The sequence below is a fragment of the Lacticaseibacillus daqingensis genome (assembly GCF_003946115.1).
Taxonomy (GTDB): Bacteria; Bacillota; Bacilli; order Lactobacillales; family Lactobacillaceae; genus Lacticaseibacillus; species Lacticaseibacillus daqingensis.
The window spans coordinates 1-26,838 of record NZ_RHOH01000011.1; the positions used below are offsets into that span (position 1 = coordinate 1).

At 54.2% G+C, this 26,838-nt stretch carries 24 protein-coding genes; 11 read left to right on the top strand and 13 right to left on the bottom strand.

Features of this window, described 5'->3' with window-relative positions; translation table 11 throughout:
• Positions 1-80: 80 nt before the first annotated feature.
• The 7 genes from EKM88_RS10910 to EKM88_RS10940 all read right to left on the bottom strand — a co-directional run bounded on the left by EKM88_RS10910 (position 81) and on the right by EKM88_RS10940 (position 6,083).
• Positions 81-806 (bottom strand): glucosamine-6-phosphate deaminase, encoded by a 726-nt coding sequence (locus tag EKM88_RS10910; RefSeq protein ID WP_125706111.1) that lies wholly within the window; start codon positions 804-806, stop codon positions 81-83.
• A gap of 84 nt (positions 807-890) precedes the next feature.
• The gene (locus EKM88_RS10915; protein WP_125706113.1) at positions 891-1,316 is read right to left on the bottom strand and encodes a PTS sugar transporter subunit IIA; all 426 of its coding nucleotides are present in this window, start codon (positions 1,314-1,316) and stop codon (positions 891-893) included.
• Positions 1,317-1,331: 15 nt separating this feature from the next.
• Entirely contained in the window at positions 1,332-2,150 is an 819-nt protein-coding gene (gene agaD / locus EKM88_RS10920; RefSeq protein ID WP_125706115.1) for a PTS galactosamine transporter subunit IID, read from the bottom strand.
• Positions 2,140-2,946 carry a PTS galactosamine transporter subunit IIC gene (gene agaC / locus EKM88_RS10925; RefSeq protein WP_125706117.1) on the bottom strand — a complete coding sequence of 269 codons (807 nt, stop codon included), beginning with the start codon at positions 2,944-2,946 and terminating at the stop codon, positions 2,140-2,142. Before agaC ends, agaD begins: the two co-directional genes overlap by 11 nt.
• Before the next feature lie 38 nt (positions 2,947-2,984).
• Positions 2,985-4,202, bottom strand: a complete 1,218-nt coding sequence (agaB, locus tag EKM88_RS10930) for a PTS galactosamine transporter subunit IIB (RefSeq protein ID WP_125706119.1) — start codon at positions 4,200-4,202, stop codon at positions 2,985-2,987.
• 608 nt (positions 4,203-4,810) lie between these two features.
• Positions 4,811-5,569, bottom strand: a complete 759-nt coding sequence (locus tag EKM88_RS10935; protein WP_125706121.1) for a hypothetical protein — start codon at positions 5,567-5,569, stop codon at positions 4,811-4,813.
• A 1-nt stretch (position 5,570) separates the two neighbouring features.
• A complete protein-coding gene (locus EKM88_RS10940) occupies positions 5,571-6,083 on the bottom strand; it encodes an RNA polymerase sigma factor (protein ID WP_164512085.1) in 513 nt (170 codons plus the stop codon).
• Between the two features lie 131 nt (positions 6,084-6,214).
• Between EKM88_RS10940 and EKM88_RS10945 the strand changes: the two genes are divergently transcribed.
• Together EKM88_RS10945 and EKM88_RS10950 are read left to right on the top strand one after the other, a co-directional pair.
• Positions 6,215-6,961, top strand: a complete 747-nt coding sequence (locus EKM88_RS10945) for a gamma-glutamyl-gamma-aminobutyrate hydrolase family protein (RefSeq protein ID WP_125706125.1) — start codon at positions 6,215-6,217, stop codon at positions 6,959-6,961.
• Between the two features lie 127 nt (positions 6,962-7,088).
• Entirely contained in the window at positions 7,089-7,889 is an 801-nt protein-coding gene (locus tag EKM88_RS10950) for a gamma-glutamyl-gamma-aminobutyrate hydrolase family protein (protein WP_125706127.1), read from the top strand.
• 92 nt (positions 7,890-7,981) lie between these two features.
• Here EKM88_RS10950 and EKM88_RS10955 read toward each other — a convergent pair whose 3' ends face one another.
• A complete protein-coding gene (locus tag EKM88_RS10955; protein WP_125706129.1) occupies positions 7,982-9,118 on the bottom strand; it encodes a baeRF6 domain-containing protein in 1,137 nt (378 codons plus the stop codon).
• 325 nt (positions 9,119-9,443) lie between these two features.
• Between EKM88_RS10955 and EKM88_RS10960 the strand changes: the two genes are divergently transcribed.
• On the top strand, positions 9,444-9,767 hold the full coding sequence (locus EKM88_RS10960; protein WP_125706131.1) for a YxeA family protein: 324 nt from the start codon (positions 9,444-9,446) through the stop codon (positions 9,765-9,767).
• A gap of 82 nt (positions 9,768-9,849) precedes the next feature.
• Here the strand turns inward: EKM88_RS10960 and EKM88_RS10965 are convergent, their stop codons facing one another.
• The 4 genes from EKM88_RS10965 to EKM88_RS10980 all read right to left on the bottom strand — a co-directional run bounded on the left by EKM88_RS10965 (position 9,850) and on the right by EKM88_RS10980 (position 14,151).
• A complete protein-coding gene (locus EKM88_RS10965; RefSeq protein WP_125706133.1) occupies positions 9,850-10,056 on the bottom strand; it encodes a helix-turn-helix domain-containing protein in 207 nt (68 codons plus the stop codon).
• Entirely contained in the window at positions 10,053-10,658 is a 606-nt protein-coding gene (locus EKM88_RS10970) for a DUF2975 domain-containing protein (RefSeq protein ID WP_164512086.1), read from the bottom strand. The genes EKM88_RS10965 and EKM88_RS10970 overlap by 4 nt, the downstream gene beginning before the upstream one ends.
• Before the next feature lie 115 nt (positions 10,659-10,773).
• Positions 10,774-11,334: a hypothetical protein gene (locus EKM88_RS10975; RefSeq protein ID WP_125706137.1), complete on the bottom strand. Its 561-nt coding sequence runs from the start codon at positions 11,332-11,334 to the stop codon at positions 10,774-10,776.
• 441 nt (positions 11,335-11,775) lie between these two features.
• Positions 11,776-14,151 (bottom strand): phosphoketolase family protein, encoded by a 2,376-nt coding sequence (locus EKM88_RS10980; protein ID WP_125706139.1) that lies wholly within the window; start codon positions 14,149-14,151, stop codon positions 11,776-11,778.
• 659 nt (positions 14,152-14,810) lie between these two features.
• On the opposite strand from EKM88_RS10980, the gene EKM88_RS10985 reads away from it, so the two are divergent.
• The 8 genes from EKM88_RS10985 (at position 14,811) to EKM88_RS11015 (ending at position 24,672) form a co-directional block, all read left to right on the top strand.
• Positions 14,811-15,977 carry an RNA-guided endonuclease InsQ/TnpB family protein gene (locus EKM88_RS10985; protein WP_125706141.1) on the top strand — a complete coding sequence of 389 codons (1,167 nt, stop codon included), beginning with the start codon at positions 14,811-14,813 and terminating at the stop codon, positions 15,975-15,977.
• 191 nt (positions 15,978-16,168) lie between these two features.
• Positions 16,169-16,330 carry a hypothetical protein gene (locus EKM88_RS13345; RefSeq protein WP_164512087.1) on the top strand — a complete coding sequence of 54 codons (162 nt, stop codon included), beginning with the start codon at positions 16,169-16,171 and terminating at the stop codon, positions 16,328-16,330.
• Between the two features lie 485 nt (positions 16,331-16,815).
• Positions 16,816-17,403 (top strand): TetR/AcrR family transcriptional regulator, encoded by a 588-nt coding sequence (locus tag EKM88_RS10990; RefSeq protein WP_125706143.1) that lies wholly within the window; start codon positions 16,816-16,818, stop codon positions 17,401-17,403.
• Between the two features lie 18 nt (positions 17,404-17,421).
• Positions 17,422-19,950, top strand: a complete 2,529-nt coding sequence (locus tag EKM88_RS10995; RefSeq protein ID WP_125706145.1) for a YhgE/Pip domain-containing protein — start codon at positions 17,422-17,424, stop codon at positions 19,948-19,950.
• A 390-nt stretch (positions 19,951-20,340) separates the two neighbouring features.
• Positions 20,341-22,278, top strand: coding sequence for a BglG family transcription antiterminator (locus EKM88_RS11000; protein WP_125706147.1), 1,938 nt, complete (start codon positions 20,341-20,343; stop codon positions 22,276-22,278).
• A 1-nt stretch (position 22,279) separates the two neighbouring features.
• Entirely contained in the window at positions 22,280-23,014 is a 735-nt protein-coding gene (locus EKM88_RS11005) for an SIS domain-containing protein (RefSeq protein ID WP_125706149.1), read from the top strand.
• A gap of 12 nt (positions 23,015-23,026) precedes the next feature.
• Positions 23,027-23,305 (top strand): PTS sugar transporter subunit IIB, encoded by a 279-nt coding sequence (locus tag EKM88_RS11010; protein ID WP_125706151.1) that lies wholly within the window; start codon positions 23,027-23,029, stop codon positions 23,303-23,305.
• Entirely contained in the window at positions 23,305-24,672 is a 1,368-nt protein-coding gene (locus tag EKM88_RS11015; RefSeq protein ID WP_125706153.1) for a PTS ascorbate transporter subunit IIC, read from the top strand. The genes EKM88_RS11010 and EKM88_RS11015 overlap by 1 nt, the downstream gene beginning before the upstream one ends.
• A 209-nt stretch (positions 24,673-24,881) precedes the next feature.
• Here the strand turns inward: EKM88_RS11015 and EKM88_RS11020 are convergent, their stop codons facing one another.
• On the bottom strand, positions 24,882-26,774 hold the full coding sequence (locus EKM88_RS11020) for a BglG family transcription antiterminator (RefSeq protein ID WP_125706155.1): 1,893 nt from the start codon (positions 26,772-26,774) through the stop codon (positions 24,882-24,884).
• Positions 26,775-26,838 lie beyond the last annotated feature (64 nt).

Sequence of the window (26,838 nt, forward strand, 5' to 3'; positions counted from 1 at the left end):
CTCGCAAGGTCTTAGGCTGGAAGACACCATCAGAAGTCTACCTGGGTAAAAAGTTGCACTTGAGTTGACAATTCGTCGTGCTATTCTAATTCCTGGCCGGCCGCTTGATCCACGTAGAAGCGACAAGGATGGGCGGCCAGCTTCAGCAACGTTGCGGGCAGCTGATTCGTCGGCGCCGTCCGCACGGTCTTGCGCACGATCGCCGCCTTCTGGGCCCCGGTCGCCATCAGTACCACTTGCTTGGCCGCGAGAATTTGCGCAAAGCCCAGCGTGATCCCGGACTCAAGCGGAAAGTCCTGATCGAAATACTTGCGCATCACCCGCTTGGTCGTCTCGGCCAGCGCCACCTGATGCGCCTGCGCGGTCACCTCGACCCCGGGTTCATTGAAGCCGATGTGCCCATTCATGCCGATGCCTAACAGGATATAGTCAATGCCGTGCAGGGCCACAAAGTCATTGATGCGTGCGATTTCCTCGGGCAGATCCTCAGCGTCGGTGCGAAAAAAGTGAATTCGGCGCGGACTGATCTGCGCAGGCGCAAACAGGTGGGTGGTCAGCGTTTCGATACAGGTCCCTTTTGTTTGAGGCGTCAACCCGACCCACTCATCAAGGCCCAAGAATCTGACGCGGCTCAGATCCACCTCGCCTGCCAGTGCACGCCTTGCGAGTTCTCGCATCACCGGGATCGGCGTATCGCCCGCGGCAATGCATAGTGTCGCGTCCGGCTTCTGCTGAACGACCGCCACAATTTCATCAACAACTTGCGTCACCAGCTGCGCGGTAGACCGAAATACTTGATCGTTCATCGTGTTCCTCCTCAACCAAAAAGAGACCCGCAAGGCGAGTCCCTCATCAATCAGACAACGCTACCAGACCGACTCTTGCTGTGGCTAAATGCCATCCTCATCTTCGTCAGGCGCATCCGTTGCGTCATCCGAAAGATCTAACACCTGCGCGGAGCGTTGCGTCACCGCAACTAACGCATTGGCGTAGTCCGGCAGGGACGCGTAAGTGCCAAAGATGGTTTCGAGCAACGAGGCAAGATTGCACCCCGCCACCACGACCACATCGTGCCGATTAAACGCCAGCTTGGCGGCTTCTTTGTACGGCGTGCCCCCCACGAGGTCGGTAAAAATCAAGGTCGGCGTGTCGGTCAGAGCTGCCTGCAGTTTGCCGCTCAGTGCTTCTTCACTTAAGTCTTCGGTGAAGTCGATAAACGTAAAGGTGTCTTGCGGCCCCGCTAGCAGGTCCAGCGCCCCTTTCATCCCGGTCGCGAACCGCCCGTGACCCGTAACGATCGTCTGATATTGTGCCATCTTTCTAATCCTCTCTTACATAATGCCGAAGAAGGAGCAAACGATACAAAGGACGAAGACGACGGCAATCAAGACGATTGGCGAGACCTTCTTTTTCTTCAGCAGCCAGAACAGGAAGAACGTGAACGCTAACGGCAGGATATTCGGGAAGACCTTATCCAGGAAGTCCTTCTGCAGCGCAACGGTCCCGATCTTCACCTTCAGCGACAGGGAAACATACGAACTGATCAAAGCGCCGATCACTGTCAGCCCCATGATGGTCGCAACGCGGGCGATGATCTCCGAGTTTTCCTGGATCACATCGATCGCCTTGGTCCCCAGGTTATAACCCAAGTGGGCAAACGGGATCCGGCAAAGGAATACGCCAACATAGACCAAGAAGTACAGGATCGGGCCAAGCGGATTGCCTTTCGCGGCAAACGACGCGGCGATCCCGCCGACGATCGGCATCAGGGTGAACCAGTAGATGGCATCCCCGATCCCGGCCATTGGACCAAACAGGCCGTTCTTCAGCCCACGAATCGTCTGACGACTCACATGCTTCTCTTCCATACTGGTCAAGAGCCCCATCAGGATGGAAACCAACGGTGGTGAGGTGTTGATGAACTCCATGTTGTCGGTCATCGCCTCGGATAAGCCCTTCTTGTCCTTGCCGAAGATCTTCTTCCACACTGGGACCTGGGCCCAAGCCCAGCCACCGGCCTGCATCCGCTCATACGAGAACGCGGCTTGCAGCAGGGAGGAGCGAATCCCCAGCATGGTGATATCATGGCTCGTCAGCTTCTTGTCTGAACCCTCAGATGTTGGCGTGGTTTTGATTTCATCAGATGCCATCTTCTTCACCTCCACTTACACCGCTTTGTTTAAGCGCTTCGATCTGATCTTGCAGCTTCTTGTTCTTCTTATCCCGGAAGAATTCGATCATCGCGAAGACCACCCCGATGACCGCTGCCGGCAAAACGTTGCTGTAGTTGATGAAGGATGCCACCACGAAGCCGAGTAACAGGAACGGCAGGTATTCCATCCGTAACAGCACCTTGAGTAGCATGGCGAACCCAACGGCTGGCAGTGCGGCCCCCGCAAGTTCGAACCCGTGGATCAGCCACTTCGGCATCGCTTCGACCAGCGCCTGCATCGGCGTCTGGGCCGCGTATGCCGACAGGAAGATCACGATGAAGAAGGCGGCGCAAACGATTGCCATCATCAGGTAAGCGTAACGGCCAAACTTTTTCGTGTCAGCCTGCTCAGCGGCCTTGTCCATGCCGGGCATGAAGACCGTGAAAATTGAGTAGAACATCAGGAGAATGTATTGCATTAACATCGCAAACGGCAGGGATAACGACATTGCCGTCGCAGGCGCAACGCCTGTCGTGTGCGCGATCACAACGGTCATGATCCCGCAGACTGCAGGGTTAGGCGGCTGGGTCCCACCAGCAGGCGTCAAACCAGCGAAGGCCAGTTCGGTCAACCCACCAGCAATGATCCCCATCTGCACATCGCCCAGAATAAGGCCCGCGACCGTACATGAAATGATTGGTCGGAAGATGTAAAGGACTTCCAGCCAGGAATCCAACCCCGCAACGATCGCGAAGAGTCCCAGCATCAGCCCTTGCATTAAGGTGATTGCCATCTGACTTCCCTCCTCAGGAAAGAGTGCTTTAGTTGTGGTTAGAAGTTCACTTGTGTCTTACGATCGCCCGGCACGTCTTGGATGTAGACATTGACACCTGCATGAACGAGCCGCATCAAGTCGTCCTTGTCTTGTTGGTCCACATAGACCTTCTTGGTCACTTCTTCTTTGCCCGGGGCAAAGTGCATGTTCCCAACGTTGACTTCCTTGATCGGCACCCCACCTTCAACCAGTGCCGCAGCATCGCCAGGAGTCTTCACCACGATGAAGATCTTCTGCCGGTCGGCTGCTTTGCTGATGATGTCGATGGTTTTTTGCAGCGTGAAGAACCGGATCTGAGCGCCGGATGAATCCGCTGTGCTCTTCATCAGCTTCTGTTGCAAAACGTCCTCAGATGCTTCGTCATTAGCAACTAGAATGAGATTGGCCCCCAGAGTCTTGGTCCAAGTAACCCCCACCTGTCCATGAACAAGTCGATTGTCGATCCGTGTTAGCAAGATATGTGGTTCTGCCATTGTCTCTTCTCCTTTGTCTTTGACGAAAAACACCTTAGACTTCGCGGGTGCGATCGCCGAGCTAAAATACACAACATGGTTCTTTTGGTTCACATACGTGGTCGTCGCCTTCACATACGAAGTCCGTGGCGTCGCGGTCAAAAACCCGCGCAGGCGAGACGGCACATTATCGACACCGGTCTGGATCGCGTGCTCCAGCATCGCCGGAGACAAACCATAGCGGTGGGCTAACAGCGGGATCAACTCATTGTCTTGGATCTCCTTTGCCGTCAACATGGGAAAGTGGTCAAACGCCATGTATGTCGTGCGGTCGATCAGCGGCTGCCGATCGGCCAGGTACAGCTGACTGACTTTGTACAGATAGTCATTATCCGAAAGGTGCATCATCTGGCGAATCGACGGCTCCTGACCGTCTGCGAGGATCAAGAACTCACGCAGTTCGATGTAAAGCGAGTGTCCACGCGCGCGCAATTGGACGCTCGGTGCATCGACAAAGCTGATCTCCTCATCGCTATTGAAGCGATCGCGGACAAAACTACCTTGCCCCTGCCGCTTTTCGATGTAACCCTTCTCTTCCAGCTCCGCAAGCGCTTTGCGCACCGTGATCCGACTGACGTCGAAGAGGTCACAAAGCTGTTTTTCGGAAGGAAGTTTGACCCCGATCGCCAACTCACCGTTGTCGATCTCACGCATCAGTTCAGCCGAAATCTGTTCGTATTGCCAATATGGTTGTCTGTTCATGATAATCACCTGCTTGTTATGTTCGTATGACAACCATAGCCTGAGTATAGTGCGCCCCAAGCGAGGATGTCAACGCTTACAATTAGAAAAAGTCAAAATTTCTAGCTACGAATTGCCCGTGTATCAACGTTCTAACACATGACATGACGGATTCGCGCATAACAGGGGCACCCCCTGCATCATTGCCGTGTCCAACAAAATCAGCGCTAGATCAACGTTCCAGCGCGGCTTTCCAACATAACAAGTTGGCTCACCTGCGCTTTCTGCATAACAAGTGTGCGCGCACAACGCGCCTTCGTCAACTGATATCGAACCGCCCCTTCGCATCGCTGATGACCCTGCCGGTTTCTTATTTTGGCGTGGCCGCCAGCAGAGATCCTGGCCCACCCCGTGAATTCGGTGTCACACCAAAAGAGGCTGAGACGAAAAGCGGTTTTAGCCCAGAGTATAAGAGCGGCTCCCTGCAAAACCCGAACTTAGGTTTTGTAGGGAGCCGCTCTTATACGGTCAGGGCGTTGCTTTTTGTTTCGTACTATTCCGGAATAGTTGTGATTCATTCTTGGGCCGTTAATTATGTCTCAGTCTCTTTGAATCACCCTAACCCGGCGTCACTTCAACGCCAGCCGAATCGCCCACACGATCCCGTACACCAGTGGCGGCAACATGATCAGCCCGAAGCACCCGAGCCCCAGGCGCACCTGCAGGTTGACATTGCTCAGCCAGTAGTCAAGCCGGCGCACGCGGGTGACGTGGTCCGTGATAACGATGTCCGCCATGGCCGGGATCTCCAGCAGGTTGCGTTTGAGCAGCGCCGCGTTCGCGCTGGTCAGCGTTTCGGTGAAGATGTTGCCATCTGTGGTCTGAAAATCAACGACGGCCCAGGTAATGGTCTCGCGCGACCAAAAATGGTGGTTGCCCGGGATGCTCATCCGCCGCTGCTTCAGCTTCATCGCCTGAATGTGCGTGTAAGGGTAGCTGAAGTACGCGGTGGGGTCATCGAGAAACTCGATCACCACCAAGAACAGCATCCGGCGGGTGGTGAACACCAGCAGGCGGTTGCCGCGCAGGCTGGCTTGCGCGGCAACATAGGCCTTGGCGGTCGTCATTTTGGGCGCGTACATCCCCATCACCCCGTCCGAGCCGGCGGCCGAGTTGGCCTCGTTGGTCATCGGCAGCAGGTTCACGAGCTGCTCCCCTGGTGCCAGCAGGTCCGTCACCTGCGCCAAGACTTGGTGCATCGTGATGTACATCGCCGCCTCGCGCGCCTTGTAGCGTTGCTGCAGTGCGCTGGTCAGCCCGCGCGGCTTCGTGGGAATGCCATTCATGGCGTTCACCACTTCAATAAATGGGTTCGATAGAATCGGCATGCTACGCCCTCCCTTGACGCAACTTCTTGCGCCCACGCGACAGGTCCTGATAAACCGCCGCGCGCGAGCACTTCAGCTGCTTGGCGATCTCCGCCGGCGTCAACCCCTGCACAAAATACAGCGTAAACACCTGCCGTGCCCTTGGCTCAAGCGGCGCCAGCAGGTCGGCCAGTGCATCGGGACTGGCGGCCGGCGGCGCCGCTAGGTACACGGTATCGATGTCCAGCGCGTCAAAGTTGCCCGCCAGGCCGCGCACGTAGTCGACCGCCTGATGCTTGGCAATGGCCCCGAGCCAGCTTGAAAATGCGCCCTTGGCCGGATCGAACTGACCGATGCGTGTCCACACCTTGTAGTACACCCGGTTTTCCACATCCTTCAGCGCGTTTTGCGCCTCGGCGGCCGGCAGGTGCCGCTTGATGACCGCGCGCACGAACTCCCCGTGCGCCGTGATCAGCGCCAACAGCGCGTCATCGGACTGCGCGCGCAACGCGGCGACAAGCGCGTCATCTTCCATGGCCGATCCCCCCTTTTTCTCCGCTACACCTATCATACGACGCGCCGACCGGATTTCTGACAGCCAAAGCGCAAAAAGTCGCGGCCACCCCCTGAAATTCGTTACGATAGAGGAAGAAAGGTGGTGCGCCCATGAGACCCACGATTGCCATTGTTGCCGACACAATGTCGGAGCCGTCCGATGTGATCAACTACAATAACGCCGATATCATTCCGAATATGATCAAAAACGCGCTGATCCAAACCGGTGGCACCCCCATCGTCCTACCGTTCCCCGAGCAGTACGGGCTGGTGAACACGCTGGTGGACCAGTACATCCGCCTGTTCGACGGGTTGATGCTGCCGGGTGGGCCGGATATCGACCCGCAGTTTTACGGCGAGGACCCCACGCCGCAAATGGGCCACGTCGTCTACCCCGAGGACGTCTTTGAGCTGGCGCTGATTCGCGCCACGGTGAAGGCAGGTAAGCCGATTTTTGCCATCTGTCGAGGGATGCAGATCCTCAACGTGGCGCTGGGCGGGAACCTCTACCAGGACCTGGAAAGCAACTTCCCCACCGCCACCATTCGCCACGCGCAGGCGCCCAACGGCCAGTACCCGCACCACCCCGTGCGCGTCCGCGACGGCAGTCACCTGCACGCCGTGATCGGCAAGCGCGCCATCGTCAACTCGCGCCACCACCAGGCCGTGCGCCAGCTGGGACACGGTCTGCAGGTCAGCGCCACGGCCCCGGATGGGGTGGTCGAGGCGATCGAAAGCACCCACGGCGACCAGTGTCTGGGCGTCCAGTGGCACCCCGAGAACCTGTACCTAGACGACCACATCCAACTCCGCCTGTTCGCCGACCTGATCCGCCGGGCCCAGGGCCGCAGGATCTAGCTCAGAAGGGCCGCCACGCCCGGCGCCCATTTTAGTCTACCGCGTTAAGGGGTTCTGACCTGACAGGGGGTGGGCCAAGTCGGTATGATTAAGTTAGGTCACCAATCTAAGCAAAGGAAGTGAGCTCATGCGCCCCATTATTGCCGTTACCACCGACACCATTCCAGATCCGTCCGTCAACACCAAGCCCAACACGGTCGACATCGCCCCGACCATGTTCAAGGACACCATCCTCCAAGCCGGCGGGGTGCCGATCATTATCCCTTACCCGAGTCACCCTGGCCTGATCGACGAAATGATCGCCGCCTATCTGCCCCTGTTCGATGGGCTCCTGCTCCCTGGTGGGCCAGACGTTGACCCGACCCTGTACGGCGAGCAACCGAGCCAAGCGATCGGCGAAACCAATCCGCCACGCGATCAGTTCGAGCTCGCCTTGATCCGGGCCACCCACGCAGCGCGCAAGCCGATGTTTGGCCTGTGCCGCGGCAGCCACATCCTAAACGTGGCTTTTGGCGGCACCCTGTATCAGGACCTCGCCACGCAAAACCCGGCGGCCCTCCGCCACCTCCAGCGCACCTCCGGCGAGTACCCGACCCACCACGTCAACATTGCGGCCAACTCGCGGCTTCAACGTCAAATCGGTGCCACCGCTTACGTCAACTCGCGGCATCATCAGGCGGTGCGCACCGTCGGCCGCGGCATGCGCGTGGCCGCCACCGCACTGGACGGGACGATCGAGGCCTTCGAAAGCATCGACGATGACCTGGTGCTTGGCCTGCAGTGGCACCCCGAGAACCTCTGGGCCACCGCGCCGGAGCAGCTCAACATCTACCACGATTTCATCCAGCGCACCCTAGCGCACCGGATCCATCGACAGGCCGCCGCGCCCCCCGCAACAGAACAGGTTGCGGCAGAACAGGCCGGCTAAGGGCACAGCACAAAAAACCACGGAACAGAAAAGGACGAGCCCACGAGGGGACTCGTCCTTTTCTATTGGGTCAGCCACCGACCGCGTGACGCTTATGGCGCCGGCACGTACCGCAGCACCGCCACTACTGGCTGATCCTGCATGTTTTCCGGTAGCACCCGCACCTCTCCGCCTTGGGCCAACACAGCGTCGGCCAAGTCGTTGAGCAGGTTGTTGTGCTTGGCGCGCTCGGACTTGAACTCCAGGCCGCCGTTGTCCAGTCGGGCGTTGATGCGGGCGCCTTGGCGAATCACCAGCATCGCCACGGCGTGCTGGTTCAGCGCGCTGATGACGCTGCCCAAGTCCTCACGGAACAGGCCGCTGCCGCGCGCCTTGTCCAGCGTTGCCAGCGTCTTTTGGTGCCGGCGGATGCCGTTGTCGAGGCGCAACACGTTCAGCGCCGCATCAAGGTCGGCCAGCGTCAGGCCCCCCGGGTTCAGTTCCACCTGCATGGAGCCGCTCAGGTAGCTGTTGCGGCTCACCTCGCGGAACACCGCCAGGTTTTGCGGCAGGCCGAACAGGATCAGGCGGCGCTGGTTCGGCTTGGAGAAGTGGTCGGCAATGTAGGTGTCCACCGCCTGGTAGTACCGGCGCTGGTCGATTTCCTCCTCCGCCGACTTCTCGTTGTGACCGTGGTAGCTGACGTGCCCCGGGCCGATCGTCTGCGCGTTGGTCTCGCCGCCGCGCAGCTCCGTCCCCAGCGTTCCCTTGAGCGTCAGCGGCGCATCCGCTGCCAACTCGGTAGCCGTCAGCACATCGCCCATGTTGTGGTACAGCGCGATGCTGTCACGCTGCAGTGCCAGCAGATCGAACTCAAAATGCCGCTGCATATCCAAAAGCATCGGCAGCACCTGCGGCATCTCGGTGACCATGGCCACCTCACTGACCGGATACTCCAGCGCGCGGGCGTACACCTGCTGGCCATCGCTCAACAGGCCCAGCCCCGGGCTGGCCACATCCGCCAAGCGCTTCGGGTCGCTCAGCCACGGGTCCAGCTGCGCGTCAAAGGCAGTCCAGGCGGCGTCCGGCCACGTGGTCGCCATCACGTCCTTGGCGTGATTGATCAGGTGGCGCAGCGTCAGCCGGTTTTTCTCCAGCTGATTGGCCTCGATCGGCAGGTACAACGACACACATGGCGTCGTCGCGGTGGCAAGAAATTGCTGTAAGGATAACTCCGTCTGAATAGGCATCGCAAAACTCCTTTCGCAAGCGGCCACGGTGGCACCTGGCCCTGGTGGCAGGTCCCACCGTGCGTCGCTTGGCTTGACCAGGGCGACCGGGAGGCGCGGTTGCGCCTCCCACTACCTCTAGCGTACCAAGTTTGAGGGTGGCGCGGCAACGTTGAGCCTTTCACCGCAAGCCGACGATGATTTAAATTGTGATAACTAATTATTTTATCGTTCGGGCCGAATTTGGTGTGCCTGTTTTATTCATTTTGTATTGTCAAGACATAGTTGTTATCATAAGTTGTATTCACGGACGTTGCTTACTGCCAACCTCAGAAAGGATCTCATCATGCGTATTGGTAAACCCATCATCAGCTTCACCGCCGCTTTGCTCCTTCTCGGCGCCGGCGTCGTGTTCTTCGTCCACACCCCCTGGACCGACCGGCTGAACCCGCTGATCCCAACCACCACCAGCTACGCCACGGTGCCACGCGACACGCAGACCTACACCAACGTCAAGCTCTACACCCGAGCCGGCAAGCCGCTGCCCGACACGCTCGGACGCGTCGGCGGTTTTGATGCCACCCGACAGTTCATTCAGATCCACCACAAGGGCCAGTACGTGCAGCGCATCCGCTACATCGCCCAGCTCCCGTACCCAGCGGCGCACTAGCGACACGAAAACAGACCACCAGACTGCCCGCACACGACTTGCGGAAGCGTCTGGTGGTCTGTTTTTTGAAGGATGCACGAGGTCACTCGTCCGGTACGTACGCCAGCAGGTCCCCGGGCTGACAGTCGAGCGCCTGGCACAGCGCGGCCAGCGTTGAGAAGCGGATCGCCTTGGCGCGTTCGTTTTTGAGAATGCTGAGGTTGGCCTCGGTGATGCCGATCGCGGCGGCCAAGTCCACCCCCTTGACCTTGCGGCGCGCCATCATCTCGTCCAGGTGCACGACGATCATACCAGCCCCTCCGTTTCTTCTTGCAGGCTGACCCCATACGCGAACACGTAGCCCATGATGAGCACGCCGAACACCGCCGTCAGGGGCAAAAACGGGTTGAACGACATCCCACCACCCAACGTTGCCGGCGTGAATGTGGCCAGAAGCCACCGGGTCAGCCATGGCAGCACCAGCTCGTGCAAACCAACGTTCACCAGACCCACGTACCCCGCAGTGATCAGCAGGCGCGCGTTGGCCCGCGTGAACACTTCCGCCTGCGCAATGCGGCTAAAGAACCGCACCCCCAGCCACAGCAGACAAGCGATCAGCCCCAGCTGCACCAGTTGCAGGCTGATCAGGATCACCCGCACCCCCAGCGTCACGGTTCCCATCAGCACCCAGTCATCATTGATCAGCCCGCCGACAAAGCCGGAATAATCCGAGTGGTACGGCGCGATCAGGTTAGCGTTGGTGTATGTGTGCCCCCCGTGGATCACCGTTGGCAGGCCCAACCGCCCCGACAGCACGACCAGCATCGACAGCCCCACCGCGATCAGCAACACCTGCAACACGACCCGCACGAACACCGCCATCCACGTCATCGCCCGCTTCGAAATCATCATTTGTCCCGCCTCCTTGGATGGCTTCAGTATCGCACGACGATTATCGATTTGCAACAAGAATATATCGATAAACGATAATTTCAGACCAACAGCAAAACCGCTTGCCAGCCTCGGCTCAGCGCGGGAAGAATCCAGCACGGTCTGCCACGAACGCTTGCCCATCAATCTCGGCCCGCCCGGTTCGTGCTGTTTTCTTGAACACCTGAATCGGATCGACATTGGGATGATTAGCATAAATGACGATCACCGTCGGATTGACCCGCTTGTAAAAGCCGTACTGCCTCACGTAGAGATTGTAAGACCCACGCCAACTCAGCCAGCTCACTGTGGTATAGGTCACCGCATAAGTCTTGCCCCGCACCCGCATCCGGAATGCGTCCGAAAACAGCATCTCTCTGCCTCGCACTTCGCCGAACGTCGACACCGACGTCTCTTGAGTCAACGCCAAAACCCCGGCAAGCGTGAGCAGGACCGCCAACCGGGTTGCGATACGCCCCACGATCCCGAGCTGAATGGCGCCATTGTTGCGCAAAATGAGCGCGCCGGTGCACAATAGCACGCAAATCAGTTCAGCCAGCGCGCCAAGGGGTGTTTGGATCAGTACAATGTTGGCCAAGCTCCCGACTAAGGCCGACATGAGTGCAACAGCAGTGAAGAGCCTTTTTTCTTTCTTCATGGGGCCTCCCGGATGACGTCAAAAAGCTAACTGACGTCATTATCCGTCAGCTAGCCTTTGAACAGGGAGATTAAATTGCGTGACTTAATCAAAGCTTACTTTAGGCGTAAGCTTTTCGACTTACTTACTTCTTTCCGGTCTTCGTCTAGCTACGCAAAGCAACGCAGAAGCAAATAGCTACGGCCCAGCACTCAGTCCCAAAGTACAGGACCAAGCACTGGGCCTAGGCTATTTGTTCTGCTAAGAACGCTTCGCCTCCGTCCGGCTACGCCGAACTCCGGTGGCGTGCAGGCTTCGCCGGCACGCATGCTCTGCTCTGGTTCATCGAGCTGCGTGGCGCATGAGGGTTGGGCTAAGTCATCCTGCCACTCGCGCCTAAGTGCGGGCGCAAGCGTCAGGCTGCCTTAGCCCAACCCTCATAACCGCGCCACTTCGCTCTTGTTACTTGATCTCCTTCCAAGACCACTCCAGGACTTCTGGGATGTCCTCGCCGTTTTCACGGATGTAGTCGTGGTGGTACTGGAGGGTATCGTCCATCTTCTGGATGAAGGCACCGGCCTTTTCCGCGTAACCTGGCACGTGGGCGATGATATCCTTGGCCAGGTGGAAACGGTCGAGCTCGTTCAGGGCGCGCATGTCGAACGGCGTGGTGATTGCGCCTTCTTCACGGTAGCCATGCACGTGCAGGTTGTGGTTGTGGCGGTCGAAGAAAATGTCTCGGATCAGGTCTTCGAAGCCGTGGAAGCCGAAGAAGACAGGCTTATCAGTGGTGAAGTAGCGGTCGAATTCTTCATCGCTCAAACCACGGGGGTCGCGGTCAGGGCTCTTGAGCTTGAGCAGGTCCACCACGTTGATGAAGCGGATCTTCAGCTCTGGGAAGTTGTCGTGCAGCAGGTTGATGGCCGCCAAGCTTTCCATGTTTGGCTCAGTCCCGGCAGCGGCGATGACCACGTCGGGTTCCACGCCATCGTCGTTGGAGGCCCAGTCGATACGCTTGAGGCCCTTGTCGGCCAGCACTTCGGCTTCGGCCATGGAGTAGAACTGCGGCCGCGGCTGCTTGGAGGTGATCAGCAGGTTGATGGTGTTTTGGCTGGTGAACACCTTCGGCGAGATCGCCAGCAGGGAGTTGGCGTCGGCCGGCAGGTATTCGCGGATGAACTCACCCTTCTTTTCGGCCAAGTGGGTCAAGATGCCTGGGTCTTGGTGCGTGTAGCCGTTGTGATCCTGCTGGAAACTGGTGGAAGTCGATACCACGTTCAAGGACGGGTATGGCTTGTGCCAGTCTTCGCGGCTGGCTTCGCGCATCCACTTGAAGTGCTGCGTCAGCATGGAATCCACGACGCGCAGGAACGCCTCGTAGGAGGTGAACAGGCCGTGGCGGCCAGTCAGCGTGTAGCCTTCGTTGAAGCCTTCCGCCTGGTGTTCAGACAGCTGCGAGTCGATGATGCGCCCACTTGGGGCCAGCCCTTCGTCGCGGCCTTCGTGGTTGATCGGTTCGAGCCACTGCCGGTTGGTGGTTTCAAACAGGCCGAACAGGCGGTTACTCATGGTTTCATCCGGGCCAAAGACGCGGAAGTTATCCGGGTTGAGCTTGATCAGATCGCGCAGGTAATCGGACCAGATGATCATATCCTGCTTGACGTTTTGGCCGCGCTTGGAGTTATCCAGCGCGTAATCGCGGAAGTCTGGGAGCACCAGCGGCTTAGCGTTCTTGCCGACGTTGGTGATCGGGTTCGACGCCATGCGCTTGTCACCCTTCGGCGTCATCGCCTTGAGTTCAGGACGCAACACGCCGTTGTCGTCAAACAGTTCTTCCGGCTTGTAAGACTTCAGCCAGTCCTCCAGGGATTCCGCGTGCGTCATGTCGTCGCGCTTCACTGGGATCGGGATCTGGTGGGCACGGAAGGAGCCTTCGATCGGCTCACCGTCCCAGCTTGCCGGGCCGGTCCAGCCTTTTGGCGTGCGCACGATCAGCACTGGCCAGTGCGGCATCGTGGTGTCGCCGGTTTCGCGGGCGTGCTTTTGGATGGCCTGGATCGACTCGATGGCGCTATCCATCGCCTTGGCCATCTCTGGGTTGAGCTTGTCGGCATCGTTGCCTTCAACGAAAATCGGTGCCCAGCCCATCCCCTCGAAGTACTTACGCAGGTCGTCATCAGACTTGCGCGCAAGGATCGTCGGGTTGGAGATCTTGAACCCGTTCATGTGGACGATCGGCAAAACGGCCCCGTCCGTGATCGGGTTGATGAAGGTGTTGGAGAACCAGCTGGCTGCCAGCGGGCCGGTTTCGGTTTCGCCGTCACCGGTCACGGCTGCCACGATCACGTCTGGGTTGTCGAGGATGGCGCCGGTCGCATGGCTCAGCGCATAGCCCAGCTCGCCCCCTTCGTGGATGGAGCCCGGGATCTGCGCGTTGGCGTGACTGGCCGCCCCACCTGGGAAGGAGAAGCGCTTGAAAAGGATCTTCATGCCTTTTTCATCCTGCGTGATGTTCGGGTACTTCTCGGTGTAAGACCCGTCGAGGTAAGCATTGGAGATCATCACCTGACCGCCGTGACCGGGGCCTTCAATATAGAACATGTTGAGGTCGTACTTGTTGATGATCCGGTTCAGGTGCGTGTAGATGAAGTTCTGGCCCGAAATCGTGCCCCAGTGGCCGATCGGGTAAAACTTCACGTCGCTGGATTCAAGCGGCCGCTTCAACAGCGGGTTGTCGGTCAGGTAGAGCTGACCCACAGAGAGGTAGTTCGTTGCCCGCCAGTATGCGGTCATCTTGTCAAAGTAGTCTTTCGAGGAATAGTCAACGGCTGTCGTCATGACGATACCACCCTTTTCTAATTGTTGGTTACAGTATACCACCACAAAACGGAAAAATCACTTAGAACTGCTTAAAAACACTTAAAGCGTCGCGACATCCAACTAATTGTAGTATAGGCCACCCCGCGCGCGAACTCTATTAATCTGCTTATACTGGGCAATCAGGCCACCTTGGCCAATTTATGCGCCAGTGAATATTCCGCGTGGTAAAATTAAGGTGTCGCAGGGTCTCATCTCTCAGTCATGTCAACCGACAACGCGCCTCGCGCGTCGACGAAAGGAGGCTTGAAACTGTAATCAAAAATGTGTCATAAAGTGTCATAGTAAGGTGTAATGAGGGACAATAATTGAGTGGAAGATTCCCTCGTGCTCAAATCAAACGAAATAGCCAGAAGCATTGGTGTGAAGGTCAAGATTCTTACGGAAACAGGAAACATCTTGTCAGATTTTCGTAATCTATCTTAGAGACGACAATTTCATTGTGTCTCTCACCTAAAGATAACCAATTTGTCTCTTTTAGCTATAATTTGTTTGAGCGATTAGCCAAGTAGTTTAATACCCAAGTTAATCTCCTCAAGAAGAAATGACGTAAGGCTTAATCGGCATCGTTCATGTTTTTAGCTGAAGCCGTCTTATTCCAACGAGAGGAGGTGAACCGAATGATTAAAACACACAAAATCAAAATATATCCCAACGCCACGATGCGAAAAGTCTTGAACAGCCTGTTCGACTATCGGCGGTATTGTTACAACCAAGCACTGGAAACGTGGAACGCGATGTACGACGAATCGACCATCTTGGCTGATAAGTCACGGCGTCCCAACGAACGTAAGGTACGCGACGAGCTAGTTGAGAACAAGCAGGATTGGCAATATCTTCAATCGGCGCGGGTCTTGCAACTGGCAGTCCGTGATCTGGCTAAAGGGTGGAAGAACTATTTCAACCCTAAGATGCCTAACCACGCTAAGCCGCGATTCAAGTCTAAGAAGTGGTCCAAGCATGTCTTTAAGACCGATCGTGCCAAAGTGATCGATGGGCGATTGCGGCTGGATAAGCCGCACGGTTCGGGCGTTTGGTATGATATTCGGTTGGCTGAGATACCACGCTGGCAAGGTGCAATCAAACTTGTCACCGTGATTGAAGAAGCGGACGGGTATTACGCCTGCTTAGCCATTGAGGTTACGGACACCGTCGTTGAAAAACACGGGGATCGCGTAACCGGTGTTGACGCCAATGTTGCGCGATTTGACTACAAAGATGCCAATGGGTATCAGAGGATCAATACATTGCCACAACGACTACTCAAGCTGTACCAGCACATCACCGCTTATCAGCGACAACTCGCACGTAAACGGGTAACGAATCCAACGAATTTCCGGTCTAATAATTACCGTGCAACGAGAACCAAGTTGAAGCGGGATTATCAGAAAGTCAGCCGGATCCAGGAAGACTTGCTCAAGAAGTTTACGATCAAGCTGGTTGCCGAGTGGGATGTGATTGCCATCGAGGACTTGGATAATTTGCACATGCGCATGAACAAACGTCTGGCGAAGAACCTTCACCGCTCGATGTTTGGCAAGTTCAAGCAAATGATGGTCTACAAATGCGCGTGGCGCGGTGTGAGGTTGGTGCTTGTCGATCCATTCTACCCGAGCACCCAGCGTTGTTCGCAGTGCGGCTATATCAAGACTGGTGATGACAAGATTGGCCTCAACGGCAATCACTTGTATCACACGGGACACGATGACTATGTGTGTTACCAATGCGGGGCAGTGATGCGCCGTGATGAAAATGCGGTTGAGAACTTGATTCAATATGCAAGCTAATCATTCAGGGTATGGCTAATGCCTTAAGGTTCAAGAGTTGGTCAATGTCGCAAAGGCCGATGCCTACGTGGGAATACCAATGTTGACGGGACTAAGTAAGATGCAGAATGTCAATCAAGAAAGGACATATATAAACCTTTATTGGTGCCAAAGAGACATTCTTCCACGTTTTATATAGCAGGCGGATCATCGTGAACAACTCATCATTTGACTGGATTGTCGCTGGCTTCGCGGCCTTCGCGTTCATCCTGTTGATTCGTATTCAAGCGCCACTCCCCGCCATCGTCATCGCCTTGATGATGATCGGCGTCATCTGGATCGACCGCACCCAATCTGGTGCCCGCCGATCCTGACCGGCTATCCGCTTCCGATGAGGGAGCGGATTTTTGTTTGCCACCATTTCCATGCGCTGTTTTTTGGGCAATTTCTCGGGTCTGCCCAAAAAACGCCGATAAACTACAACTTGTAGGTTGCGCACTTCAATGTATCAGTTTATATTTACCTCTTGTAATATTCATCTGCCAGAATGTTCTGGTTGCAACTAAGCTGGCTGGGTTGCGAGGTAAGGCGCGCACTTGTCCCGAACGCTTAATACTGGGAAGGTTGGGTGACAAGGTTTCTGCGTCGCTTACTGCTTTCCGGTCTTCGTTGAGCTGCGTGGCGCAAAGCAACGCAGACGTGTCCAGCTACGAACTGGCACTCGGGCCTAAGTTCAGGCCCAAGCACCAGTCCTTGCTCTGCCTGTTCGAACGCAGTGAGTTACAGGCAGACATGCGTTAGAAAGGCTAGCCAGTCTGCTAAGCCCGCTTTGCTTCGCTCTGGTAAGAAAGGAGTCACCATGGTCAAACACCGTAACCTCGATCACGAGAAGATCCTGACCGCCGCCCGCGCCATCGCCTGCGAGGATGGGTTTCAACAGCTCACCTTTCAGACCTTGGCCAAGCGGCTCGGGATCCGCTCGCAGTCGCTTTATAACTACTATGACAACATCGACGGCGTGATCGAAGCGATGGGGACGGACTTCATGAGCGCGCTGTACGCGCAGCTGATCGAAGCGTCCACCGGCTTGGCCGGTCGCGACGTCCTGGCCGCCTACGCAGAGAACGCGCATGCGTTTTTCCAGTCACACGGCGCGCTGGTGCAGCTCTTCTACTACGTGCACCACTACCCGGAAAAAAGTCCGTTCGTCCAGGCCACCGGGAAGGTCATTCAGCTTTTGAAGCGGCTGATCAGCCACGTTCACCTCGCCCACATGTCGCATGAGGCTTATGTGCAGGCGCTGATCTCCAGCGTCCTCGGCTTTTCCGTGCTCGAGGTAATGGGCTTCTTGCCCCCTGACCCCGACCAGGCTGATTCTTACGCCCAGCTGGTTCAGTTGTATCTTAATGAAGTAGTCGCCGATCCGACCCCGGTGTCGGCAGTCTAAAGGAGTGTTTTAGAGTCTATGATCAAAGATGAGTTCGGCTTCATCAAAAAGAACAAACTGATCATGTTGTCCGTTATGGTCATCATGATCATCCCCTTCCTCTACTGTGTCTTCTTCCTAAAGTCCGTGTGGGACCCTTACGGCGACACGCAGGCACTGCCCGTCGCCGTGGTCAACAACGACCACGCCGTGCAGTATCAGGGCAAGACGCTTGATGTCGGGGATCAAACCGTCAAGAAGCTCAAGAAGAATCACGAGCTCGGCTGGCGGTTCGTGACCGCCAAGCAGGCCGCGAAGGGGTTGAAGGACAACAAGTACTACACAGTTGTCACGATTCCTTCGAACTTCTCCAAAAATGCGGCCACACTGTTGGACGAAAACCCGAAGAAAATGCAGCTGACGTACAAGACCAACGACTCCCTGAACTATTTGAGCCAGGTCATCTCCGGCATCGGCGTTGACAAGCTCGACAAGGAGATCCGCGCCAACGTCACCAACGCTTACGCCAGTGCGATTTTCGACCAGATCAAAACGGTCGGCAAGGGCTTCAAGGAAGCGGCCAGCGGCGCCACCCAGCTCAATGAAGGCACCGTCAAGCTGGACGATGGCATCGACACCTACACGGTCGGCGTCTCCAAGGTGCACGACGGGATCCAGACCATGAGCCTGAAGGTCAGCCCGCTGACAAGCCAGATGAACCAAGCGGCGGCTGGGGCCACTAAGCTGAGCAACGGCTTGACCACTTACACCAACGGGGTTGGAACGCTTGCTAACGGCATCAACACCATGGCTACCAGCGTTGCCCCGATGGGTGCCAAGGTACCGCAACTCGTTGATGGCATTGGTAAGTACACAGCGGGCACCGAGCAATTGGGCGCCGGCCTGACCGAATTCCAAACGAAAACGGCGACTCTTCCTGAACGGACGAAGGCACTTCAACAAGGCGTCGTCGACTACACAGGGGGGGTTGGTCAACTTTCCGGTTACCTTGATCAGCTCAACCAGAACGTTAGTGCCATGCCAGCCAGTGTTGACGAGCTCAAAGCCGGTGCAGACACCCTGGCCACGAATGCGGATAAGGTCGAAAGCGCCCTCAAGGAACTGAAGAGCATTGCGACCGCGAACCAAACCGCGTTTGATGCGGATTATGCGGCTACAATTCAGGCGTTGAATGAGGCAGGTGTTACACCCGATAGCGCCGCTTATCAAGCCGTTGTGACACTGCACACGAACCAAACAGACCGCAATAAAGCCGAACTTAAAACACTGAACAGTATCAGTCTCAATCGCATTATCCTAAACACCGCCGCGAAAAAGATTCAGGCTGGGGTCAACGATAAACTGGTTCCAAAAACAACCGAGCTCACTGCCGCAGTTGCCAAGATTAGTGACGGTGCCAGTCAGCTCAATGAAAAGAGCCCAGAGCTAACCAATGGGGTCAACGAACTGGTTGCTAAGGTCCCCGAAATCATCACTGCGATACAACAGCTCAACAACGGTGCAAACCAGCTGAATGCGAAGAACGCCGAACTGAATGCCGGCGTGCAAACGTTAGGTAGCAGCGTGCCAACCTTACTTGCTGGCGTTCAGCAGCTACAAAACGGGGGCCAACAGCTCACCGCTAACAGTAGCGCCCTCACGAGTGGCAGCAACGAACTCGCCACCAAACTGACCGCCGGTGCCGCTCAGCTGCCACAGCTGACGGACGGCGTGGCTAAGCTCCTCGATGGCACTACGCAGTTGACCAACAATAGCGGTCAGCTGACCGATGGCATCGGCCAGCTCAACGATGGCTCCAAGCTCTTAGCCAAAGAGCTGAAGTCCGGCGCCAAGCAGGTCAACGGCATCAACCTGACCGATAAGACCGCCGACATGATGGCCGCACCGACGAAGGTCAACCACACCTTCTTCAGCAAGGTCGCTAACTACGGCCACGCGCTGGCCCCTTACGTGCTGTCCCTTGCGCTTTACGTTGGCGCACTGGTCTTCAACTTCGCCTACCCGATCCGCAAGGTTTCGCGTGAAGATGGCACCGCAACGCAGTGGTTCGCATCCAAGGTGGTCTTGGGTGGCCTGGTCGCCACCGGCATGGCACTGATCGAAGCCACATTGATCATGGCTTTTGGCATGACCGTGCAGCACGTTGGGCTGTTCTACCTGTTCGCTTGGCTGTTCGCCATGGCGTCCATGTATCTGGTCATGTTCCTGTCCATGTGGCTGGATAACCCCGGTCGCTTCGTTGCGATGGTGCTGCTGATGCTGCAACTCGGCGGTGCTGGTGGGACGTTCCCGATGGAAATCACCAACGGGTTCTACAACGCCATCCACCCATTCCTGCCAATGAGCTACTCCATCATGGGCTTCCGTCAGGCCCTGACCAGCGGGATCGCCAGTGGCACCGTCAACGGCGCCATCGGGTTCCTGCTCGGCGTCATCGTTGTCTCACTTGCCCTGCTTTGGGTCGTGATGCAATGGCTGCAAAAGAAGCACCTGATGGGTGTTTCACAGCTTGATGACAACCAGAAGCTTCAGGCAGTTGAAAAGTAACGAAGATATCTGAAAACCCGCTGATTGCGTCCAATGCAATCGGCGGGTTTTTTATTGGCCTTGTCAGTGTATCGCTACCTTTAGGTCGAAGCGAGAATCAGGCTTCACGTGTCTCGTTTCCGCGGATACGGCAGAAAGTTAGTCGCTCTGTTTGAATCTATCACATCCTAATATCGTCCATAAGCATTTCAACACAACATGAATCATCAATGATGGCCTCGAATTTACATGCTTTTAGCATTGTATTTTGAAAATAATGCGTTGTTTTCGGGGTCTATCGTGCCATGGAAGCATAGGCATGCAGTTTACTTCCAAAAATCTGACAACAACTTGAACTGCCAGGAAAATGTAAGCGATGTTACACTGACGAAGGAAGGATGAGATTAGCCCATGAATGAACGCGCAAAGATTCTACTTGAAATGATCCTTGCCCGAGAAACGATTACTCAGCAAGAAGCCGCTATCTACTTTGGTATTTCGGAGCGTACGATCCGAATTACGCTAGATGAGATCGACGCCTTCTTGATGGCTAATCATCTACCGGCGCTACAAAAACAAACGAAGACCTACTGGCAATACAACGGTGACTCTGATGCAGTCCGGCGTGTACTCGCTTTAACGAGCAAAAAAAACGCAGCCGATTTTTGGCTAGAACCGGAATACCGACTTCACCTGACCTATTGCCAGATTTTATCAGCAACCAACCGAGTAACGATTGAACAGTTAGAGAAAATTGGTCAAACAAGCCGTTCAACTGTGAATAACGACATTCGCAAGTTACGTGTGAGCTTGGCAGAAAACGGACTCCGACTCGAGGTCGATCCACGTGCTGGATTCATGGTTGTTGGTGACGAAGCGACACTTCGTATGCGTTACGTAACGGCGTGTGCATATTTACGGCGGTACTCTGCTTCCACCCCACTATTCGATGAAGCCAAGCAAGAGCTACTTCGTTACTGTGTCGAGCAACTTGAGCAGGGCCAGCGTCGTGAGCTGACCTACGAATCCTTCCTACAATGCTTTGACTATCTCGCAATTACCGTCTGGCGGTTAAATCAGGGACACGCCCTAAATGGAGATACACCAAGACAACTGCCACGTCCGTTACAGCTTCTGGAACCAGTCTTTGCGCTAAAGTTCACGGATAGCGAGGTTACTGCGATCCAGGCAACGATTCGTCAGGCCCACCTCCTAAAAGATGAGCTGATCGATCGCGGATTGAATCTAACGTTAGATCTACTCGCAAGTGAATTTGCACTATACATGAGCCATACCCTGCAAATTGCATTCTTACAATCATCAACCTTCCTTAAAAATTTAACCATGCACCTTCAAACCGTTATTAATCAGCATCAGATTCCCACCGCATCTCCCTTGTCAGCCGAGATGATGGCCAGTATTCAACGTCAATATGCGTCAACCTACACCGCGGTCCGCGAAGCCGTGGCTGCTATCCCCGCGTTAGCGGAACTAGGCTTCGGTCGCGAAGAAGATTTATGTCTCCTGACCGTTCACGTGGTATCGGGCGTTGAGCAAGCTCGCGCAGATGTGGAAAAACGACTCAAGGTATTGCTGGTATGTCACCTCGGAGTCGGAACATCACAACTTCTAAGGCTACGACTGAGTGGTGTGTTCAAGTTTCAGGCTCAGATTGCTTCAGCTAAGGATGTTGAAAATGCGGTCCCGGATGCGCCGAATTACGATCTGGTGCTGTCGACGGTGCCACTGCATGATACCTCATTGACGTATATCAAAGTATCACCCTACATTTCCGCGCCAGAGCTCACTCGACTGGGTGGGCAAATCAATCACGTGATTGACCGGCGCTTAAAAGAAAACTATCAGAACTTAGAAGAGGAGTCGCGAAGTCCAGTGCTAAAAGAATTGCTTACCCCACGTACGATTAAAACAGATGTTGCGGCAGCCGACTGGGAAGACGCGATCCGCAAGGCTGGTCAAATCATGGTCGATGCAAACATTATCCAGCCAAGTTACATTCAGCAGATGATTGACGGCGTCCGGGAATTCGGCCCCTATATTGTGATTCTACCAGGCGTTGCACTCGCACATGCCAGCGCGACTGACGGCGTTAATCGCATCGGTATGAGCTTAATTACGCTGGCTTCCGACGTTAAGTTTGGTCACAAATCAAATGACCCCGTGCACACGGTCATCTGTCTGGCAACAGTTGACCACGATACGCACCTGCGGGCGCTGTCAGAACTGGTCACCCTGCTTAACGACGAGACTTTCCAAGCCAGTCTCTCTGCCAGTGATAAAGACAGCATCGTTCAATCTATCCAGACTCTTAATCAATCGGAGGATTAACATGAAAAATAATGAGTTTTATGAAATCGTTAGCGAACAAATGGCACGTCAAAATACGAATACGGCTAAAAGTGTTGATGAAGCCGCCCACTATTGTGCCGAATCTGTTTCAAAAGGGCGCGTGATTCACGTCTTCGGGACGGGTCACTCGCAGATGTTTGCGATGGAAGTCTTCTATCGCGCAGGCGGGTTGGTTCCGGTCAATGCACTGCTATCCCCTCATTACGCCTTACAGCCTCGCGCTAAACTCAGCACATTGCAGGAACGCGTCGAAGGTTTCTCTGATCAGTACTTTGAATTGGAGAATCCGGATCCAGCCGACACGCTGATTATCGTCTCCATCTCCGGACGCAACGCGGCATCTGTTGACATGGCACTTAAAGCTAAGGCGATCGGTTGCAAAGTAATCGCGTTGACCTCACTGGCGTTTGCTGAAGGGGTATCCAGTCGCCACTCCTCAGGGAAGATGCTTAAAGATATCGCCGATGTCGTCATTGATATCGCTTGCGAAAAAGGCGATGCAGCGCTGAGTATGCCAGGGCTTGCGCCAAAATTCTGTGGCACGTCTACTGTCCTTGGCATGTTGGCAATGGAATCTATTATCGCTCGAACGGTTGAACTGATTGTCGAATCTGGCCAAACACCGCCAATCTATGTTAGTTCAAACCTCGATGAAGGTGATGAAATCAACGCTGCATACATCAAACAATATAGCCCGCTGATCACCAACCTGTAGGAGATGCTAAAAATGAAAATTATGACAGTGTGTGGCATGGGTGTTGGTACAAGTCTGATGCTCAAAATGACCGTTGAATCCGCGCTTGCCAAGCTTGGTAGATCTGCAGAAGTGCAGCACTGGGACCTTGGTACGGTTGCCGGCCAAGAGCATGACTTCATCGTGACCTCAGATGAATTCAAAGATAATTTTCGAGATGATCCAAACGTTGTATTCATTACCAACATCATGGACGTCAATGAAGTACAGACCAAACTTTCGACGTACTTTGCCGAGCGAGGTGATCAATAATGCTAGACTTCTTGCTTCAAATCGTGCAGACCCCGGCCATTATTCTCGGCTTGATCGCAATGATTGGCTTGTTGCTACAGCGCAAGTCATTCGGTGCCGTGTTCTCCGGAACAGTCAAAACAGCGGTCGGCATGTTGATTGTCGGGGCTGGTTCAACATTGATTGTGACTGAGGTGACCCCCTTCTCAACCGTCTTTTCCGAAGTGTTTCACCTTAACGGTTTTGCAACAAGCTCGGAAGCCGTTGTTGGTGCCTTGCAGACAAACGTCAAGGCAATCGCGGCAACTTCAGCATTAATCATGGGACTTGGGTTCGTGATCAATCTTCTGGCTGCGCGATTCACGCCGTTGAAGTACATCTTCTTGACGGGTCACATGATGTGGATCCTCTCCATTGTGATCGCTAGTGGACTGGTCATGGGCGGCTTTTCAAACAACATGACCGTTGTAATCGGGGCATTGCTTCAAGGAATGATCACCTCGATCTTGCCTTCGATTGCACAACCATCGGTCGAAAAGGTGACTAAGACGAGCATGTTCGGAATGGGGCACTTAACCACGTTCGGCACCGTCTTGGCTGGGTATATTGGCGGAGCCTTAGGTAATAAGGATAACGACGCGGAAGACATCAAACTTCCCGCCTATCTGAGTTTTTTCAAAGATACGGCAATGTCAGTATCAATCGTGATGGGGGTCTTCTATCTCATCTTATTCATTATCGCGGGACCGGATGCGGTCAAGTCACAAACCGCGGGCCAAAACTATTTAGTTTTTGCCCTGCTTAAGGCAATGGGCTTTACAGCCGGCATCCTTGTCCTGTTACAGGGGATTCGGTTGTTCCTCGGAGAAATTGTCCCGGCGTTCAAAGGGATCTCCGACAAGCTTGTCCCCGGTGCATTGCCCGCCTTGGACGTGCCAGTGCTCTTCGGGTTTGCACCTAATGCGTTGATGATCGGTTTCTTGTCCGGTATCATTGGCATGCTCCTAGGTATGGTAACAAGTGGTGCAGTGTTCGGGATGGTCCCACTAATCTCGATTATCGGGTCGTTCTTCACCGGTGGGGTCGCAGGTATCTTTGGTAACGCTCGCGGTGGCCGGCGTGGCGCCGCCATTGCGGGTACGGTATACGGCTTCTTACTGATATTCTCTTCGGCGCTGTTTGCACGTTTGGTCAACTTAACGCAATATGGCGTCAAAGGCGTCGGTTATGACTGCACGGATGCCGTAGTGGTCGGCCTGTTACTGAAGAACCCTTGGATTGGCATCGGCATAACGGTTGCCGCCTTCGTTCTGATGTGCGTCATTGAAGTGAGACGTAAGGCTGCCGCCCCTACTGAAGCGGCAACGTCACCTGCAGATACTAAGTAAAGCTGACCCATAGCAACTCATCTGCTAATAGTTCATCACTCCCCTATCAAGGCGTTGCAGTGTACCAGACTGTAGCGCCTTTTTAATTCTCATGAAGTCGCCAAGTTTCGCGATTCGATTAGCTCATCGTTACGCTTTTAGGCGCTTCTAAGCCACTGATCATCGCTAAAAACTACCAGTCTTATTCGTCATCTGGTACTCTCTTAATTTTATTTAAGTCGCTTATTCAGAGCAGAAATGACATTAAACAACTGCTTTGCGTCAGTTGCGCTATAAACTGCTTCGATAGACTCAGGGTCGTTCATTAGTGCAGAGAACAAGGTGCAAAGGAAGTTTAAGTCCTTATCGCCGTCACGCTTAGTCTTAATCATGATCAGTACCTTCACAACGGTATTGTCCCAGAGGATGGGGGTATCTAGCGCTACAACAAGACAGAGATTCCGTCTGAGAATCCGCTTAATATCATGTATATGAACCAAACCATTTCCGACTTCTTTGTAGTCAAGCTGCCAAAGTGCCTCAGCTTTCAGATTATCGATCTTAACGAAATACTGACGAATCTGCTCGTCAACATCCGCCTTTGAACGTGCTTTAATCCTAAGAAAACTATATTCGTTAACGTACTTTCCAATGATTTGCTGACTCAACTCATAATTAAGCGAATTTCCCTCTAATTGCTTGGAAGTTAACCGATTTGCATCCTTAATAACGAGCGTTTTTGCTGCATAACTATTCTTAATGTCTCTAGATGAAATCAGAATATCAACATCAGCCTGGGGTGATTCAGGATTTTCGATAGTTCTAACGGTCAATCTTGGAGACTTGATTCGGTTAATTCTAGCTGAGTATAGTAACTGCTCTGCACGGTTATGCGCTGTATACAAGCCAATCACCTTTGGCGCGTAACCAATTACTTCAATAGCACTTTGGAAGTACAGGATCAGATAACCATACTCCCCAATCGGCAACTCTGCACTGAGGAGCTCTCTTGAGATGATCTTTGCAGCAGAAATAGTCATCTTGGCTGCAAAGAGATAGTTACGGAAATTATCAAAAATTTCGTGACCTTGAATCGGCACCTGGTAATCAACTCGCTTTTTGAGTTGAATGATATGAAGCAAAAGCGCGTGAAGCAGCGCCGTCTGGCCTGACAAATCAATGCCAAAATTATCAGCAATCTCCGCAACCACATGCTTTAGGCACAATCCGGCCTCGTTTGCGTCCGTTTCACCCTCAACTGTTCGAATCATCTTCTTTAGCGACAGTTGATACGCAATATACTTAATCGTATTATCAGTGAAACTGACCTTAGTATGCGCACCACTTAGCAAATTCAGTAGTTCGGTAGCAACGCGCCTCTCAATAGAATCTGAATAGTGTGTATTGAAGGTTTGAGCGTAATGCAGGCGACTCTCTGCCTCAATCCGACTCACCGCGATAATTGTGTGAATGGCGATATCATTAACCATACTGTCATTGAGGTCAATATGATGGTTGCTCGTAACGCTCTTAACCACGCCACGAATCAACGCTAGCTTTGTGGCATCCTTATCGTAAGTGCCCTGATTGTACGCTGATAACCTACTAATAAAGTTATGATAAAAACAGTCAGAAATGGCTAGGCGTAGCTTTACCTCATCGCCAGTGACATAAATCCCTCTATTCGGTTTTCTGATAATCTCTAAGTCATAGCGCACGAACAGTTCTTGTACGCGCTGCATATAGCGACTAAGGGTGGAGTAACTAACAAAGATCTCGTCAGCAAGATCCTCGTACCGAAGAAATTCTTTAGCCAGTAAAATTTTCTGCGTTAGATAAGCAACTCGATCATAATTGTTCAGGATAAGGTCTTTGAACTTAACTAGCCCTGTATCGCCAATAACGTATGGATAGTTAGACTGGAGCAAATATCCTTTCCCTCTTAATGAAATGAGATACTCGCCATCTTGATTAACGATTTCACTAATACGTTCTAGATCCTTCTTAATCGTACGCGAAGACACGCCAAAGTAAGATGCCAAACTAGCAGATGTAACGTACTCTGAGCTCTTCTTTAGATATCCTATAATCAATAACTCACGATTGGTAAATTCGGTATTCATAGCAATCACCTCCGTGCTGTTAAAAAAGGAGAACACCCACCGGTATCCCCCTTAACACTACAAT